The following is a 17,383-nucleotide window of genomic DNA, read 5'->3' on the forward strand; positions in this document are numbered from 1 at the left end:
TTTCAGCACGCTATTCGGGGCGCGAATGACTGTCAAAGTAAGTATTGCCATGGTGTCAATCCTCCGTGATGGCCTCACTCATGGCGTCGGCGTGAAGTACCAGCGCCTCGCCGATGCAGTGGAAAAGGCTATCGCTGAAGGCGTGATTGACGCTGGCTGCAAATTACCGCCGCACCGATTGTTGGCCGATAGTCTGGGCGTCACCATCGGTACGATCAGCCGCGCCTACGGTGAGCTGGAGCGTGTGGGATTGGTCGTCGCCCGTGTAGGCGATGGCACTTACGTGCGTCAGAGAGGGATGGAACGGCCGCAGGACAAAGGCTTTCGCAATGTCAGCGATGAGCCGCCCGCCTGTTTCGACATGAGCCGCAATCAGCCGATTCCGGGGCAGGAAGCGGCGTTTATGAGCCAGAGCCTGCAAGCATTGGCCAATGATTCGCGAGTGTTGCAGCAATTGACTGGATACAGCGCAGAAGGCGGCATGGCGCGGCATCGGCAGGCCGGGGCGGTGTGGCTGCAACACGACGCGTTTGTGCCGCACGCCGATCAGGTGTTGTGCGTCAACGGCGGCCAGCACGGTCTGTTGTGTGCGTTGATGGGTTTGCTCAAGGCCGGCGACACGGTGGTGACCGAGCATTTGTCCTACCCCGGATTGCTCAGTGTCGCTCGCCAGCTCGGGATAAAACTGATCGGCGCGGCGATGGATGACGAAGGGCTTTTACCGGCAGCGCTGGAGGAAATCTGCCGTCAGCATCGCGTTTCGGCGCTGTATTGCACGCCGACCATCCAGAATCCTACGGCGGCGGTGATGTCCGTCCCACGGCGCGAGGCGATTGCCGAGGTCTGCCGTCAGCACAATCTGCTGATCCTCGAAGACGAAGCCCACGCCGTGCTGGATCGTCAGCGGCCTTTACCGCTGAGTTATTTTGCGCCGGAGCGTTCGGTGTTGATCGGCAGTTTGAGCAAGGCTGTTTCGGCGGGATTGCGCGTGGGTTATCTGCATGCGCCGCAAGCGTTGATCGGCCGTTTGAGTTCAGCCATTCGCGGTACATGCTGGATGGCCAATCCGCTGGCGATGGAGGTGGCGAGTCTGTGGATCGAAAACGGCTTGGCCGAGCGCTTGCTGGATGAGCAGATTGACGAGATTGGCCGGCGTAAGGCGTTGGTGGTCGGGGCGCTGGAGGGCTTGAATTACAAGACGCACAGCCACAGTCCGCATTTTTGGGTCGAGGTGCCGGAAGGCTGGCGGGCGTCGCAGATTGCGGCGGAGTTGAAGGAGAATAATTATCTGGTGGCGACCGCAGAGGCGTTTGCGGTCGGGCATGCGGCGGTGCCGCAGTGTATTCGGGTGAGTGTGTGTAATTCGGTGGGGGATGATCGGTTGTTGCTGAGTGGGTTTGAGGCTCTGGCGCAGGCATTAACCGAGACCGTGTAATCGTTCTTCGCGAGCAAGCCCGCTCCCACATTTGGAATGCATTCCAGTGTGGGAGCGGGCTTGCTCGCGAAGGCGTCAGCTCAGGCAGCACACAACTACTTGAACCGCCGCTCCACGCCTTTCTCCACCAGAATCTTCGCCGAAATCTCTTCCACCGAAAAATGCGTCGAATTGATGTGCGGAATGTTCTCGCGGCGGAACAGGTTCTCCACTTCGCGCACTTCAAATTCGCACTGCGCATAACTCGAATAGCGGCTGTTGGGCTTGCGCTCGTTGCGGATCGCGGTGAGGCGATCCGGGTCGATGGTCAGGCCAAACAGCTTGTGCTGGTGCGCACGCAGGGCGGCGGGCAGGGTCAGGCGCTCCATGTCGTCTTCAGTCAGCGGATAGTTGGCTGCGCGGATGCCGAACTGCATGGCCATGTACAGACACGTCGGTGTCTTACCGCAGCGCGACACGCCCACTAGTATCAGGTCGGCTTTGTCGTAATAGTGCGTGCGCGCACCGTCATCGTTGTCGAGGGCGAAGTTCACCGCCTCGATACGCTCCATGTAATTGGAGTTGTGGCCAATCGAATGCGACTTGCCGACGGTGTAGGAAGAATGCTCGGTCAGTTCCTGCTCAAGCGGGGCGAGGAAGGTCGAGAAAATATCGATCATGAAACCATTGGACGTCGCGAGAATCTCACGAATGTCCTGATTGACGATGGTGTCAAAGATGATCGGGCGAAAGCCGTCGGTGTCAGCGGCTTTGTTGATTTGTTGTACCATGGCTCGCGCTTTTTCAACGCTGTCGATGTACGGTCGCGTGAATTTGCTGAAGGTAATGTTTTCGAACTGCGCCAGAAGGCTTTGACCCAAGGTTTCGGCGGTGATGCCGGTGCCATCGGAGATAAAGAAAGCAGATCGTTTCATTTGCACCTTGGGCCTTAAGCTAATGAGCATTTCTGGATATGATAGGCGCGATTTGTTGGCCGCCAGTGGCCAGCATTCTCACTTATTTTCCAGGTCCAGGCCATATAACCGGCCAACGCTCCCCCGAGCAGCCGGTTTCTGAGCTTTTCCAACACAGTTAGTGGAGAGATCACCTTGGTAGAGTACGTAGTTTCCCTCGATAAGCTCGGCAAACACGATGTTGAGCATGTGGGGGGCAAGAACGCATCCCTGGGCGAGATGATCAGTAACCTGGCAGGCGCCGGTGTTTCGGTCCCCGGCGGCTTCGCCACGACGGCTCAGGCCTATCGTGATTTCCTCGAACTGAGCGGCCTCAACGACCAGATCCACGCGGCCCTCGACGCGCTCGATGTCGACGACGTCAACGCCCTGGCCAAAACCGGCGCACAGATCCGTCAATGGATCATGGAAGCCGAATTCCCTGAAAAACTGAATGCCGAAATCCGCACCGCGTTCGCCGCGCTGTCGGCCGGCAACCCTGACGTGGCCGTGGCCGTGCGTTCTTCCGCCACCGCCGAAGACTTGCCGGACGCTTCGTTCGCCGGTCAGCAGGAAACCTTCCTGAACATCCGTGGTGTGGAAAACGTTATCCGCGCCGCCAAAGAGGTGTTCGCGTCGCTGTTCAACGACCGTGCGATTTCCTACCGCGTGCACCAGGGCTTCGACCACAAACTGGTCGCCCTGTCGGCTGGCGTGCAGCGCATGGTGCGTTCGGAAACCGGCACTGCCGGCGTGATGTTCACCCTCGACACCGAATCCGGTTTCCGTGACGTCGTGTTCATCACCGGCGCCTACGGCCTGGGTGAAACCGTCGTACAAGGCGCGGTGAACCCGGACGAATTCTATGTCCACAAGGGCACGCTGGAAGCCGGTCGTCCGGCGATCCTGCGCCGCAACCTGGGCAGCAAAGCGATCAAGATGATCTACGGCGACGAGGCCAAGGCCGGTCGTTCGGTCAAGACCATCGACGTCGACAAGGCTGACCGCGCGCGATTCTGCCTGTCCGACGCTGAAGTCAGCGAACTGGCCAAGCAAGCGATGATCATCGAAAAGCACTACCAGTGCCCGATGGACATCGAATGGGCCAAGGACGGTGACGACGGCAAGCTGTACATCGTGCAGGCCCGTCCGGAAACCGTGAAAAGCCGCACTCAGGCCAACGTCATGGAACGTTACCTGTTGAAAGAAACCGGCACCGTGCTGGTGGAAGGTCGTGCGATTGGCCAGCGCATCGGCGCCGGTAAAGTGCGCATCATCAAAGACGTTTCCGAAATGGACAAAGTCCAGCCGGGTGACGTGCTGGTTTCCGACATGACCGACCCGGACTGGGAACCGGTGATGAAGCGCGCCAGCGCCATCGTCACCAACCGTGGCGGCCGTACTTGCCACGCGGCGATCATCGCCCGTGAGCTGGGCATTCCGGCAGTGGTGGGTTGCGGCAACGCAACCCAACTGCTGAAGGATGGCCAGGGCGTGACCGTTTCGTGCGCCGAAGGCGACACCGGTTACATCTTCGAAGGCGAACTGGGCTTCGACATCAAGAAAAACTCCGTGGATGCCATGCCGGAGCTGCCGTTCAAAATCATGATGAACGTCGGCAACCCGGATCGCGCCTTCGACTTCGCGCAACTGCCGAACGCCGGTGTGGGCCTGGCCCGTCTGGAGTTCATCATCAACCGCATGATCGGTGTGCACCCGAAAGCTCTGTTGAACTACGACGGTCTGCCGCAGGAAATCAAAGACAGCGTCGACAAGCGCATCGCCGGTTACGACGATCCGGTTGGCTTCTACGTCGACAAACTGGTCGAAGGCATCAGCACCCTCGCTGCAGCGTTCACACCGAAAAAAGTCATCGTGCGCCTGTCGGACTTCAAGTCCAACGAATACGCCAACCTGATCGGCGGCAAGCTCTACGAGCCGGAAGAAGAAAACCCGATGCTGGGCTTCCGTGGCGCGTCGCGTTACATCAGCGAATCGTTCCGCGATTGCTTCGAACTCGAGTGCCGTGCGCTGAAACGTGTGCGCAACGAGATGGGCCTGACCAACGTCGAAATCATGGTGCCGTTCGTCCGTACCCTCGGTGAAGCGAGCCAGGTCGTCGATCTGCTGGCTGAAAACGGCTTGAAGCGCGGTGAAAACGGTCTGCGCATCATCATGATGTGCGAACTGCCATCCAACGCGATCCTCGCTGAAGAATTCCTCGAATTCTTCGACGGCTTCTCGATCGGCTCCAACGACCTCACTCAGCTGACGCTGGGTCTGGATCGCGACTCGGGCATCATCGCGCACCTGTTCGACGAGCGTAATCCGGCGGTGAAAAAGCTGCTGGCCAACGCGATTGCCGCGTGCAACAAGGCCGGCAAGTACATCGGTATCTGCGGTCAGGGCCCGTCCGACCACCCGGATCTGGCCAAATGGCTGATGGAGCAGGGCATCGAAAGCGTGTCGCTGAACCCGGACTCCGTGCTGGAAACCTGGTTCTTCCTGGCCGAAGGTCAAGCGCAGGCTTAATGAGTATGTAAGCGGCCCGCTCCCCTTGTAGGAGCCGAGCTTGCTCGCGAAGACGGACTGACATTCAACAACGATGTCGACGGATACACCGCTTTCGCGAGCAGGCTCACTCCTACAAAGGGCAGGGCTTTGAGATTGAAGTAGGGCGGGCTCCTGTAGATGCCGCCCTTTTTTGTGCAAGAGCATTATGCAAAGCAGCAGCAACCTATTTCCTGTCGCCCTGATCAGCGCCGAGCGGCGCGGCGATCTGAGCGAAGATGTTTATCGTTTGAAACCCGGCAACAGCCCGGACTGGTCCGTGGAGATCGCCGTTACCCGTTTGGGCATGGCCGACGACACCGCGCCCCGTGGCGTGCCGGTGATTCTGTTGCACGGCAGCTTTTCCAATCGGCGCTTCTGGTTTTCGCCAAAAGGCCTCGGGCTTGGCGCGTATCTGACGCGACTGGGTTTTGATGTGTGGATTCCGGAGATGCGCGGCCACGGTCTGTCGCAGCGCAATGAGGAATATCGGCGCAATCGCGTTTCCGACTATGCCAAATACGATCTGCCGGCGATTGCCGCGTTCGTGCGTGAGCAGAGCGGTCAGGTTCCGCACTGGATCGGCCATTCACTCGGCGGCATCACCTTGGCCGCTGCGCTCGGGGGTGAATACCTCGGCGAGCCGGCAGTTGCCTCTGCGGCGTTTTTCGGCACGCAGGTCAGTCGCACGTATTGGCCGCTGAAAATCCCGCCGGTGGAGTGGAGCGGGCGCTTTATTCTCAAGCGTTTCGCGCAGTTGTCCGGCTCACGCCTCAAGCGCGGCCCGGAAGACGAGCCGATCGGTCTGGCCATTGAAAGCATGCGCTGGTACGGCTTGTTTGGCCGATTTGGCGACAAGGACAAGGATTGGTGGGCAGGCTTGGCCGAGGTTCAGGTGCCGGTACTCGCGGTGACAGCCGCTGGTGACCACCAGGATCCGGCGTGGGCGTGTCGCAAGCTGTTCGAGCAGCTCGGCTCGGAGCACAAACAATTCATCAATCTCGGTCGCGAGCAGGGTTTCAACGACAATTTCGGTCATGTCGAAATGTTGGTGAGCAAAGCTGCGCAAGCTGAAGTGTGGCCGCTGGTGGCGCGTTGGTTGAAGGATCAACAGACGCCGTTGCTCGGCGAGAAGGCGGATCTGGCCGCTGCGGTCTGAATCAGAGGCTCTGAAAAGGGCATTTCGTTCAGGTCGGCTTGCGGCTAAGATATGACGCATTGTGCGGTTCTGGTCATTTTTAGCGGCTGTTTAGCTATTACGTTTCAGCGTATGTTCAGGTTCAGTCAGCGACCATGGCATGGACTAAGGTAAACAGCGGCCGCCGGAACTCGTCTCTATAGCGTGCGTCATCCTTGATCGTCTTCCTTTTTACAGGAGTTTTTCGATGAACCATTACCTTACGCCTGACCTGTGCGACGCCTATCCGGAACTGGTGCAGGTGCTGGAACCGATGTTCAGCAATTTCGGTGGCCGTGATTCGTTCGGCGGCGAAATCGTGACCATCAAATGCTTCGAAGACAACTCGCTGGTCAAGGAACAAGCCGAACTCAAGGGCAACGGCAAAGTATTGGTCGTGGATGGCGGCGGTTCGCTACGCCGTGCGCTGCTGGGCGACATGATCGCCGAGAAAGCCGCGAAGAACGGTTGGGAAGGGCTGGTGATCTACGGTTGCATCCGTGACGTCGACGTCATTGCGCAGACCGATCTGGGCGTGCAGGCGCTGGCCAGCCACCCGATGAAAACCGAAAAACGTGGCCTCGGCGACCTCAACGTCCCGGTGACTTTCGCCGGTGTGACGTTCCACCCGGGCCACTACATTTATGCGGACAACAACGGCGTGATCATCTCGCCGAGCCCGCTGCAAATGCCTGAATAAGGCTTCGACAAAGGGATGCGGATGTTCGAGGAAGAAAACGCGCAATGGGGGCTGGTGCATGCCCTCGTGCTGGACGGTAAAGGCGGCGCGCGTTCGATAGCCCGGACTGAGCTCGACGATTTGCAACTGCAGGCGCATGAAAGTCTGTGGCTGCATTGGGATCGCAGCCATCCGCAAACCCAGACCTGGTTGCGCAAATCCAGCGGTCTCAACGAATTCACCTGCGACCTGCTGCTGGAAGAAAACACCCGGCCGCGTTTGTTGCCACTGCCGGATTCCGAGCTGTTGTTGTTCTTGCGCGGGGTCAACCTCAATCCGGGCGCCGAGCCGGAAGACATGGTTTCGGTGCGGATTTTCGCCTCAGCTCAGCGCGTCATTTCTCTGCGTTTGCGTCCACTGCGCGCCACGGATGAGTTGCTGGCGCAATTAGCCGACGGCAAAGGCCCGAAAACCGCTTCTGAACTCATCCTTTATCTGGCGCAATTCCTCACCAATAAGGTGCAGGATCTGGTCACTTGCCTCTCAGAAATCGCCGATGAGGAAGAAGAAAAGATGGATGCCGACGAACGGTATACCCCCGAGCACGGAGCGATTTTGCACATCCGGCGCAGGGCTGCCGGACTGAAGCGTTTTCTTGCACCGCAGCGGGATATTTTCGGACAGCTCACGCGGATAAAACTGCCGTGGTTTGTCGAAGATGATGCCGACTACTGGAACGAATTGAACAACAGCCTGACGCGATATCTCGAAGAGCTGGAATTGACCCGGGAGCGCGTGGGGCTGGTGCTGGAGGCTGAAGACCGGCGTTTGAGCGAGCGCATGAATCGCACGATGTACCGCTTCGGCATCATCACCTGCATCTTTTTGCCGATGAGTTTTATCACCGGTCTGCTGGGTATAAATGTCGGCGGAATTCCGTTCTCCAGCAGCCCTTATGGCTTCCTGATCGCCTGTTTGACGGTGCTCGCCCTGGCCTTCGGTCAGTGGTGGTTGTTCCGCCGATTGCGCTGGGTGTGACCATGCAACATGTGACCCGACCAAATCTGCCCGCGTCTTTCACAGACATCACGAGAGGTGCGTATGCACGATCCGTTTGAACAGTCTTTGCGCGACATGCTCAACGCCTCACCGTCCGGTCGTGACGACGATGCGTGCTTGGGCCGCGTACTCAAAACCGCCAACCGCCAGGTCGGTGCCGGTGATCTTTTCAGCCTGCTGGGCCGCTGGCTGCCCGCGCTGATGATCGCCCTGAATAATGGATCGGCGCATGTCTCGCCGGTTTCCCGTCTTCGTAAACCTACCGCTCGCACTGCTGATAAGGCTGATTGAATATGGAACTTGATCTCTGGACTCAGAGCCTCGTCACTGCAATGACTGCGTTGTGGACCAAAGTCGCTAACTTCATTCCGAACCTGTTCGGCGCACTGGTGGTGCTGCTGTTGGGTTTCGTCGTGGCCAAACTGCTCGACACCTTGTTGTCCAAACTGCTGGCCAAACTCGGCCTCGATCGCCTGATGGGCGGCACCGGTCTGACCAAGTTGATGTCGCGTGCCGGCCTGCAAGTACCAATCTCGACCCTGATTGGAAAAATTGTTTACTGGTTCGTTCTGCTGATATTTTTGGTTTCTGCAGCAGAATCCCTTGGACTTGAGCGAGTTTCAGCTACGCTGGACATGCTTGCGCTGTATTTGCCAAAGGTCTTCGGTGCCGCGCTGGTGTTGCTGGTCGGTGTTTTGCTCGCACAATTGGCCAATGGCCTGGTGCGCGGGGCGGCAGAAGGCGTAGGCCTCGACTACGCTTCGGGGCTGGGGCGGATTGCGCAGGGGCTGGTGATCATTATCAGCATCTCGGTGGCGATCAGTCAGCTTGAGGTCAAGACCGACCTGCTGAACCATGTGATTGTCATTGTGTTGATTACCGTTGGTCTGGCGGTTGCGCTGGCCATGGGTTTGGGAAGCCGGGAAATTGCCGGTCAGATTCTTGCGGGAATCTATGTGCGTGAGTTGTATCAGGTTGGGCAACAAGTGCGTGTTGGCGAGGTCGAAGGGCAGATCGAAGAGATCGGCACGGTTAAAACCACATTGCTGACCGATGAGGGTGAGCTAGTCTCTCTTTCCAATCGGATCCTGCTGGAACAGCATGTGAGTAGCCGCTAATCCGGCAAACCCTGCTAATGTATGCCGCCGCTAAATGCCAGCTGATGCTGGCTGCGGCGGACATTGACCTGACTGTCGGCACGACTTGTTTTGAATAAAGCCCAAACGCTATCCACGCGCTACGACCCCCGCGAGCTCTCTGATGAGGAGTTGGTCGCGCGCTCGCACACCGAGCTTTTTCACGTGACGCGCGCTTATGAAGAACTGATGCGGCGTTACCAGCGAACATTATTTAACGTCTGTGCGAGATATCTTGGGAACGATCGCGACGCAGACGATGTCTGTCAGGAAGTGATGCTGAAGGTGCTGTATGGCCTGAAGAACTTCGAGGGGAAATCGAAGTTCAAGACATGGCTATATAGCATCACTTACAACGAATGCATCACGCAGTATCGGAAGGAACGGCGAAAGCGTCGCTTGATGGATGCTTTGAGTCTTGACCCCCTGGAAGAAGCGTCTGAAGAAAAGATGCCGAAACCCGAGGAGAAGGGCGGACTCGATCGCTGGCTGGTGTATGTGAACCCGATTGACCGTGAAATTCTGGTGCTACGATTTGTCGCAGAACTGGAATTTCAGGAGATCGCAGACATAATGCACATGGGTTTGAGTGCGACAAAAATGCGTTACAAACGTGCTCTAGATAAATTGCGTGAGAAATTTGCAGGCATTGCTGAAACTTAGTTCAGCGCAAATATCTCTTACGTGTAGGCAAGTTCTGATAGACTTGCCGCCGAGTTGTCCCCCGGTTTGCGGGACTGCTTCACAATCACCAGATGGGGATTTAACGGATGAAACTGAAAAACACCTTGGGCTTGGCCATTGGTTCTCTTATTGCTGCCACTTCGTTCGGCGCTCTGGCACAAGGCCAAGGCGCAGTTGAAATCGAAGGCTTCGCTAAGAAAGAACAATTCGACAGCGCTCGTAACTTCAAGAACAACGGCAACCTGTTCGGCGGTTCGATCGGTTACTTCCTGACCGACGACGTTGAACTGCGTCTGGGCTACGACGAAGTGCACAACGTGCGTTCCGACGACGGCAAGAACGTTAAAGGCGCTAACACCGCTCTGGACGCTCTGTACCACTTCAACAACCCAGGCGACATGCTGCGTCCATACGTCTCGGCCGGTTTCTCCGACCAGAGCATCGACCAGAACGGTTCGAACAGCCGTGACCGTTCGACCTTCGCTAACGTTGGTGGCGGCGCCAAGCTGTACTTCACTGACAACTTCTACGCCCGTGCTGGCGTTGAAGCTCAGTACAACATCGACAAAGGCGACACCGAGTGGGCTCCAAGCGTCGGTATCGGTGTGAACTTCGGTGGCGGCTCCAAGCCTGCTGCTGCTCCAGTTCCAGCACCAGCTGAAGTTTGCTCCGACAGCGACAACGATGGCGTTTGCGACAACGTTGACAAGTGCCCGGACACCCCAGCCAACGTAACTGTTGACGCTGACGGCTGCCCAGCAGTTGCTGAAGTTGTTCGTGTTGAGCTGGACGTTAAGTTCGATTTCGACAAATCTGTTGTTAAAACCAACAGCTACGGCGACATCAAGAACCTGGCTGACTTCATGAAGCAGTACCCATCCACCACCACTACTGTTGAAGGTCACACTGACTCCGTCGGTCCTGACGCTTACAACCAGAAACTGTCCGAGCGTCGTGCAAACGCCGTTAAGCAAGTTCTGACCAACCAGTACGGTGTTGAATCGTCCCGCGTTCAGTCTGTTGGCTACGGCGAATCCCGCCCAGTTGCTGACAACAAAACTGAAGCTGGCCGCGCTGTAAACCGTCGCGTAGAAGCGCAGGTTGAAGCTCAAGCTAAGTAATTAGCTGCCGCTCTGAGGAAAGCCCGGCTTAGGCCGGGCTTTTCTTTGTCTGCGATTTGAGTTTCAGGTTTAAAGATCGCAGCCTTCGGCAGCTCCTACAGGGCGCATGCAGACTCAATGTAGGAGCTGCCGCAGGCTGCGATCTTTTGATCCTCCGCGTACCCAGCTACTGCGCCGATGACCAGTATCGCAGGGCTCTTCAATTGAAATCTGTAGGCCGCTTCGCTCATTGCCGTCAGAACACTCCGGCATTCACGTTGATGAGGCAGAGAGGCGTTTTCGATCATCGCCACCGGCGTATCCGCTGCCATTCCTCCGGTCAATAGCTGATCACGAATCTCGTCGAGCTTGGCCACGCCCATGTACACCACCAGTGTCGTGCCGCCCTGCGCCAGCGCCTGCCAGTTCAACTCGCTGTCATCTTGCGTGTGCGCCGTCACCAGCGTCACGCCGCGCGCGACACCGCGCAGTGTCAGCGGGATGTCGCACTGCGTTGCGCCCGCCAGCCCGGCGGTGATGCCGTTAACCAATTCCACCTCAACACCACGCTCACGCAGCCACTGCGCTTCTTCGCCGCCACGGCCGAAAATGCACGGATCACCACCCTTAAGCCGCACCACGCATTTGCCGTGACGGGCATACCGCAGCATCAAACGATGGATAAAGGCCTGCGGCGTTGAACGGCAGCCGCCGCGTTTTCCCACAGCGATAATCCGCGCGTCCGGGCAGTGTTCCAGCACCGCGTCATTGACCAGATCATCGATCAGCACCACATCGGCTTCGCGTAACGCGCGCACGGCTTTGAGGGTCAGCAATTCGGGATCGCCGGGGCCAGCGCCCACCAGCCAGACTTTTGCATTCATGGAATCTTTCCTCATCAGATGAGCGCGACCGGCTGCACATTGGCAGCCAGCAGACGTTTTATTTCCGGGACGCAGGAACCGCATTGCGTGCCGCACCCCAGTTGATTTTTCAAACCTTGCAGATCGAGACCTTGGCGAATGCCGGTGCACACTGCGTCGAGGCTGACGTTTTTGCAGTTACACACCGTTTTCGCCGTCATCATTGGTGCTCCGGCATTACCCGGTGGCGCACTCATCGGCGCCAGCAGCCAGCGGCGCAGTTGCTCGTCGGCGCGACCTTCCAGCCACAGGCCTTGCAGCCAGTGCTGTGCGAGGGTTTCGCCGGCCAGACGAATTGCGGTGATCCGGCCATTCTCGATGCGCACGCGTTTGCCGATCGCGCGGCGTGGGTCGTCATAGGCCAGCACCGGGCCATCGATCAGCGACAGGCAGCGGTCGATTTCACCCAGCAACTGTGGATCCGGTGCTTCGCTGCTGGCAGCGCGTATCAGCAACGCCGATCGTTCACGTCCGACAAGGCTGAGACTCACGTAGGAAAACGCCTCACAGAGTGGTCGTAGCGTCTCGAAATGCTGTTGAACATTGCCTTCGATGAGTGCGAACAGTTGCCACGGCAGATTCACCGCTTCCAGGCGCACGCCGCTGTGTTTCAGTTCCGGTTGTTTCGACAAAGGATCGATCGCCGGCAAGGTCAGGCTGTTGACGCCGCCCTTGAGAAAACGATCGCCCCAGTGCATCGGTAGAAAGGCTTGGCCCGGACGCACACTGTCATCGCTGCCGACCGCGACGATCACCGCGCCACGCCGACTTTTCAGATTGACCAGATCACCCGGCTGCAAGCGATGCCGACGCATTTCGTCGGGGTGCAGGCTCAACACTGCTTCGCTGACATGACCGAACAACTGCGCTGCCGTGCCGGTGCGGCTCATACCGTGCCACTGATCGCGCAGGCGTCCGGTGATCAGCGTCAGCGGGAAGCGTGCATCACGTTGTTCCTTGGCGGCGCGATACGGGTCGGCGATGAACTGTGCTCGACCATTTGCCGTAGGAAAAATACCGTCGACGTACAGCCGCGCCGTGCCTTGCTGCGCGCCGACGGGGAAGGGCCATTGTTGTGGGCCGATCTGGTCGATCAAGGCATGGCTGATTCCGGATAAATCCAGATCGCGGCCACGGGTCAGCCCTTTGAACTCATCGAACAACTGCGCAGGCTGTGTGAAGGCAAACAGGCTCGATGCTTGTGGGCGCAGACGTTTCTCCAGACGCTGTGCGAAATCCACCGTAATCGCCCAGTCCGGTCGTGCTTCACCGGGTGGGAGAATGGCTTTGCGTACGTGGGAAATGCGCCGTTCGGAGTTGGTGACCGAACCTTCCTTCTCGCCCCAACTGGCGGCCGGCAACAGCAGGTCGGCGAAAGCCGCCGTCTCGGTGGTGCGAAAAGCTTCCTGCAACACCACGAATGGGCAGGCTTCAAGCGCTGCACGCACTGAGCTTTGATCGGGCATGGATTGCGCAGGGTTGGTACAAGCGATCCACAGCGCTTTGATCTTGCCGTTGCGCACCTGCTCGAACAGTTCGATAGCGCTGAGGCCGGCGCTTTCCGGCAACTGCTCCACGCCCCAGTAAGCCGCCACTTCGGCGCGGTGCTCAGGGTTGGCGGCATCACGATGGCCCGGCAAGAGATTGGACAGGCTGCCGGTTTCCCTTCCGCCCATGGCATTCGGCTGACCGGTCAGAGAGAAAGGTCCTGCACCGGGGCGGCCGATTTGTCCGGTGGCCAGGTGCAGATTGATCAGTGCGCTGTTCTTCGCGCTGCCGGCGGTGGACTGGTTCAAGCCCATGCACCATAACGACAGAAAACTCGGCGAAGTGCCGACCCATTCCGCGCATTGCTGCAATTGCTCGACACTGATCCCGCACAGTTGCGAAACCATTTGCGGGGTGTAATCGCGCACCAGACTTTTCAGTTCGGCCAGGCCATCGGTGTGTGCCTTGATAAAGTCGCGGTCGATCCAGTCTTCCCACAACAACAGGTGCAAAATCCCATGGAATAAAGCGACATCGGTGCCCGGCAGAATCGCCAGGTGCAGATCCGCGAGGTCGCAGGTGTCGGTGCGCCGAGGATCGATGACGATGACTTTCATCTGTGGACGCAGGGATTTCGCCTCTTCCAGTCGACGGAAAAGTACCGGATGGGCGTAGGCCATGTTACTGCCGACGATCATCACGCAATCGCTGAGCTCCAGATCTTCATAGCTGCACGGCGGCGCATCGGCGCCGAGGCTGCGCTTGTAGCCGACCACTGCTGAAGACATGCACAGCCGCGAATTGCTGTCGATGTTGTTGGTGCCAACCAAGGCCCGCGCCAGTTTGTTGAAGGCGTAGTAATCCTCGGTGAGCAATTGCCCGGAGATGTAAAACGCCACACTGTCCGGGCCGTGTTCGGCGATGGTCTCGGCAAAGACATTGGCAGCGTGTTCCAGCGCCGTGTCCCAACCGGTGCGGCTGCGCGCCAGACTTTTGCCCAGGCGTAATTCCGGGTACAGGGCACGGGCCGTGAGGTCGCCGGTGAGGTGCAGTGTCGAGCCTTTGCTGCACAGTTTGCCGAAGTTGGCCGGATGCGCCGGATCGCCGCTGACGCCGAGGATGCGCTCGCCGTCATGCTCGATCAGCACGCCGCAGCCGACCCCGCAATAACAGCAGGTCGAGGCGGTCGTCTGGCGGTTCATCAGATGGCGTCCCGCAGAGCCAACTGCACGCGACCGTTTTCGATCCGCGCCGGGTGATGGTGCGCGCAGCCGATGTCCGGTGCCTGAGCTTCGCCGGATTCAAGGTCGATCTGCCAGTTGTGCAGCGGGCAGGCGACGCGTTTGCCGTAGATCAGGCCTTGCGAGAGTGGTCCGCCCTTGTGCGGGCAGCGGTCGTCGAGGGCGAAAACTTCGTCGTCGCTTGTACGAAAAATCGCGATGTCACCTTTCGGCCCGGCAATGATCCGCGAACCGAGGGCGTTGATTTCTTCAAGGGCACAGATATCGAGCCAGTTCATGCTGGCACCTCCAGATTTTTCACCGGGATCACGTCGAATTCTTTCTTCAATTGCGGCTCGGCCAGACGTTCTTTCCACGGATCCTGTTCGAACGACAGGGAGAATTGCAGGCGCTCGTTCAGGGCTTTGCGGCGCTCCGGGTCTTCCAGCACGGCTTTTTTGATGTGCTCCATGCCGACCCGTTGCAGGTAGTGCACGGTGCGTTCGAGGTAGAAGGCTTCTTCGCGATACAGCTGCAGGAAGGCACCGTTGTATTCACGGACTTCTTCGGCGGTTTTCAGCTTGACGAAGAACTCGGCGACCTCGGTTTTGATCCCGCCGTTGCCACCGATGTACATCTCCCAGCCGGAATCCACGCCGATAATTCCTACGTCCTTGATCCCCGCTTCCGAGCAGTTGCGTGGGCATCCGGAGACAGCCAGTTTCACTTTGTGCGGCGACCACATGTTGAACAGGTCATGCTCAAGCTCAATGCCCAGTTGCGTCGAATTCTGTGTGCCGAAACGGCAGAACTCACTGCCGACGCAGGTCTTCACCGTGCGAATGGATTTGCCGTAGGCATGGCCGGAAGGCATGTCGAGATCCTTCCAGACACCGGGCAAATCCTGCTTTTTGATGCCGAGTAAATCGATGCGCTGCCCGCCGGTGACCTTGACCATCGGCACGTTGTATTTGTCGGCGACGTCGGCTATCCGCCGCAGTTCCGAAGGGTTGGTCACGCCGCCCCACATCCGTGGCACCACCGAATAGGTGCCGTCCTTCTGGATGTTGGCGTGCGCACGTTCGTTGATCAGACGCGATTGCGGATCGTCCTTGGCTTCGCCGGGCCAGGTGGAAATCAGGTAATAGTTGAGCGCCGGGCGGCAGGTGGCGCAGCCGTTCGGCGTGCGCCAGTTGAGGTAATTCATGGTGCCAGCGATGGTCAGCAGATGTTCTTCGCGAATAGCTTGACGAATCTGTCCGTGGTTGAGGTCGCTGCAGCCGCAGATGGCTTTTTCGCTTTTCGGTTTGACGTCTGCCGCGCCGCCGACGGTGTTGATCAGGATCTGCTCGACCAGCCCGGCACAGGAGCCGCAGGAGCTGGCGGCTTTGGTGTGTTTCTTCACCTCATCGACGCTGAACAGGCCGTGTTCCTGAATCGCTTTGACGATGGTGCCTTTGCACACACCGTTGCAGCCGCAGACTTCGGCGGTGTCGGCCATGACCATGGCTTTGTCCTGGCCCTGATGTCCTACGTCGCCTAACGCATTTTCGCCAAACATCAGGTGATCGCGGATCTCGCCGATGGCGTGATTCTCACGAATCTGTCGGAAATACCAACCGCCATCTGCCGTATCGCCGTACAGACAGGCGCCGACCAGCACGTCATCCTTGATCACCAGTTTTTTGTACACGCCGCCGATCGGGTCGGAGAGGGTGATGGTCTCGGTGCCTTCGCCGCCCATGAAGTCGCCGGCGGAAAACAGGTCGATGCCGGTGACTTTCAATTTGGTCGAAGTCACCGAGCCCTGATAACGGGCGAACCCCAGTTGTGCGAGGTGGTTGGCGCAGACCTTGGCCTGTTCGAACAGCGGCGCAACCAGGCCGTAAGCGATGCCGCGATGGCTGGCGCACTCGCCGATCGCATAGATGCGCGGGTCGTAGGTTTGCAGGGTGTCGTTGACCAGGATCCCGCGATTGCACGGGATGCCGGCCTTTTCCGCGAGTTCGGTGTTGGGACGAATGCCCGCAGCCATCACCACCAGATCGGCGGGGATGATGTCGCCGTTCTTGAATTGCACCGAGCCGACCCGACCGTTGCCCGCGTCGTGCAGGGCTTGGGTTTGTTCGCACAGACGGAAGTTCAGGCCACGGGATTCGAGAGCGCTTTGCAGCAACTGGCCACTGGTTTTGTCCAGTTGCCGTTCAAGCAACCACTCACCGATGTGCACCACGGTGACGTGCATGCCGCGCAGCATCAGGCCGTTGGCGGCTTCGAGTCCGAGCAAACCGCCACCGATGACGACCGCGTGTTTGTGGGTTTTCGCCGTGTTGATCATCGCTTGGGTATCGGCGATGTCGCGGTAGCCGATTACGCCGTGCAGGGTGTTGCCCGGGATCGGCAAAATGAACGGCGTCGAACCGGTGGCGATCAGCAGGCGATCATATTCCGCTTCGGTGCCGTCGTCGGCGATCACTCGACGTTTGACTCGGTCGATCTCCACCACTTTGCGGTTGAGCAGCAACTTGATGTGGTTTTCCAGGTACCAGTCGAGGTCGTTGAGGACGATCTCTTCGAAGGTCTGCTCACCGGCCAGCACCGGCGAGAGCAGGATGCGGTTGTAGTTGGTGTGCGGTTCGGCGCCGAAGACGGTGATGTCGTACAGCTCATTGCTCAGTTTGAGCAGCTCTTCGAGGGTTCGAACCCCGGCCATGCCATTGCCGATCATCACCAGTTTGAGTTTTTTCATCAGGTTCTCCGGGGAGCTGCGGCTGGCCTCTTGTGGGCAGTCAGGCCGTGCTCGAGAAATTTTGCGCAAACAAAAAAAGGCGTCCCGCTAGTTGCCTAGCGAGGACGCCTTTGTCCTGGTCCCGTTCTCTCGGGAAGCGCAGCCTTCGTCGTTGAAGGTTGGGCTTTATGTGTGTGTTGGGTGGGGTAATGCAGTGGTTGTGCCAAGTGGCGGTGGGGGCGGGTTTATTGGGGGGTGGCAGGTTTTGAAGG

General features: G+C 58.5%; 14 protein-coding genes. 9 read left to right on the forward strand and 5 right to left on the reverse strand.

All coding sequences use genetic code 11. The annotated features are described in order from the left end of the window. The first annotated feature begins 25 nt into the window (after positions 1-25). Positions 26-1,435, forward strand: a complete 1,410-nt coding sequence (locus tag KFS80_RS07000; protein WP_212544332.1) for an aminotransferase-like domain-containing protein — start codon at positions 26-28, stop codon at positions 1,433-1,435. 95 nt (positions 1,436-1,530) lie between these two features. Here KFS80_RS07000 and ppsR read toward each other — a convergent pair whose 3' ends face one another. Further along, positions 1,531-2,349, reverse strand: a complete 819-nt coding sequence (ppsR, locus tag KFS80_RS07005) for a posphoenolpyruvate synthetase regulatory kinase/phosphorylase PpsR (RefSeq protein ID WP_053118702.1) — start codon at positions 2,347-2,349, stop codon at positions 1,531-1,533. A 174-nt stretch (positions 2,350-2,523) separates the two neighbouring features. Here ppsR and ppsA point away from each other — a divergent pair, with 174 nt between their 5' ends. The 8 genes from ppsA to KFS80_RS07045 all read left to right on the forward strand — a co-directional run bounded on the left by ppsA (position 2,524) and on the right by KFS80_RS07045 (position 10,773). Beyond that, entirely contained in the window at positions 2,524-4,899 is a 2,376-nt protein-coding gene (gene ppsA / locus KFS80_RS07010) for a phosphoenolpyruvate synthase (protein ID WP_159815422.1), read from the forward strand. A gap of 187 nt (positions 4,900-5,086) precedes the next feature. Continuing rightward, the gene (locus KFS80_RS07015) at positions 5,087-6,076 is read left to right on the forward strand and encodes an alpha/beta fold hydrolase (protein ID WP_212544333.1); all 990 of its coding nucleotides are present in this window, start codon (positions 5,087-5,089) and stop codon (positions 6,074-6,076) included. Positions 6,077-6,302: 226 nt separating this feature from the next. Next, positions 6,303-6,794, forward strand: coding sequence for a ribonuclease E activity regulator RraA (rraA, locus tag KFS80_RS07020; protein ID WP_053118708.1), 492 nt, complete (start codon positions 6,303-6,305; stop codon positions 6,792-6,794). A gap of 21 nt (positions 6,795-6,815) precedes the next feature. Beyond that, a complete protein-coding gene (locus tag KFS80_RS07025; protein ID WP_053118710.1) occupies positions 6,816-7,811 on the forward strand; it encodes a zinc transporter ZntB in 996 nt (331 codons plus the stop codon). Positions 7,812-7,874: 63 nt separating this feature from the next. Continuing rightward, entirely contained in the window at positions 7,875-8,123 is a 249-nt protein-coding gene (locus KFS80_RS07030; protein WP_053118712.1) for a hypothetical protein, read from the forward strand. Positions 8,124-8,125: 2 nt separating this feature from the next. Further along, positions 8,126-8,950 (forward strand): mechanosensitive ion channel family protein, encoded by an 825-nt coding sequence (locus KFS80_RS07035; protein WP_007916401.1) that lies wholly within the window; start codon positions 8,126-8,128, stop codon positions 8,948-8,950. 90 nt (positions 8,951-9,040) lie between these two features. Continuing rightward, positions 9,041-9,631 carry an RNA polymerase sigma factor SigX gene (gene sigX, locus KFS80_RS07040; RefSeq protein WP_053118714.1) on the forward strand — a complete coding sequence of 197 codons (591 nt, stop codon included), beginning with the start codon at positions 9,041-9,043 and terminating at the stop codon, positions 9,629-9,631. Between the two features lie 107 nt (positions 9,632-9,738). Further along, positions 9,739-10,773, forward strand: a complete 1,035-nt coding sequence (locus KFS80_RS07045) for an OmpA family protein (protein WP_212544334.1) — start codon at positions 9,739-9,741, stop codon at positions 10,771-10,773. A gap of 95 nt (positions 10,774-10,868) precedes the next feature. Here the strand turns inward: KFS80_RS07045 and cobA are convergent, their stop codons facing one another. Genes cobA through nirB form a run of 4 tightly spaced genes read right to left on the reverse strand, consistent with a single transcriptional unit; the run spans position 10,869 to position 17,132 of the window. Beyond that, positions 10,869-11,636: a uroporphyrinogen-III C-methyltransferase gene (cobA, locus tag KFS80_RS07050; RefSeq protein ID WP_212544335.1), complete on the reverse strand. Its 768-nt coding sequence runs from the start codon at positions 11,634-11,636 to the stop codon at positions 10,869-10,871. Positions 11,637-11,650: 14 nt separating this feature from the next. Further along, positions 11,651-14,365 (reverse strand): nitrate reductase, encoded by a 2,715-nt coding sequence (locus KFS80_RS07055; protein ID WP_212544336.1) that lies wholly within the window; start codon positions 14,363-14,365, stop codon positions 11,651-11,653. Next, positions 14,365-14,682, reverse strand: coding sequence for a nitrite reductase small subunit NirD (nirD, locus tag KFS80_RS07060; protein WP_212544337.1), 318 nt, complete (start codon positions 14,680-14,682; stop codon positions 14,365-14,367). The genes KFS80_RS07055 and nirD overlap by 1 nt, the downstream gene beginning before the upstream one ends. Continuing rightward, positions 14,679-17,132, reverse strand: coding sequence for a nitrite reductase large subunit NirB (gene nirB, locus KFS80_RS07065; RefSeq protein ID WP_212544338.1), 2,454 nt, complete (start codon positions 17,130-17,132; stop codon positions 14,679-14,681). Before nirB ends, nirD begins: the two co-directional genes overlap by 4 nt. Positions 17,133-17,383: the final 251 nt, after the last annotated feature.

It is taken from the genome of Pseudomonas rustica (assembly GCF_018336155.1).
GTDB lineage: Bacteria > Pseudomonadota > Gammaproteobacteria > Pseudomonadales > Pseudomonadaceae > Aquipseudomonas > Aquipseudomonas rustica.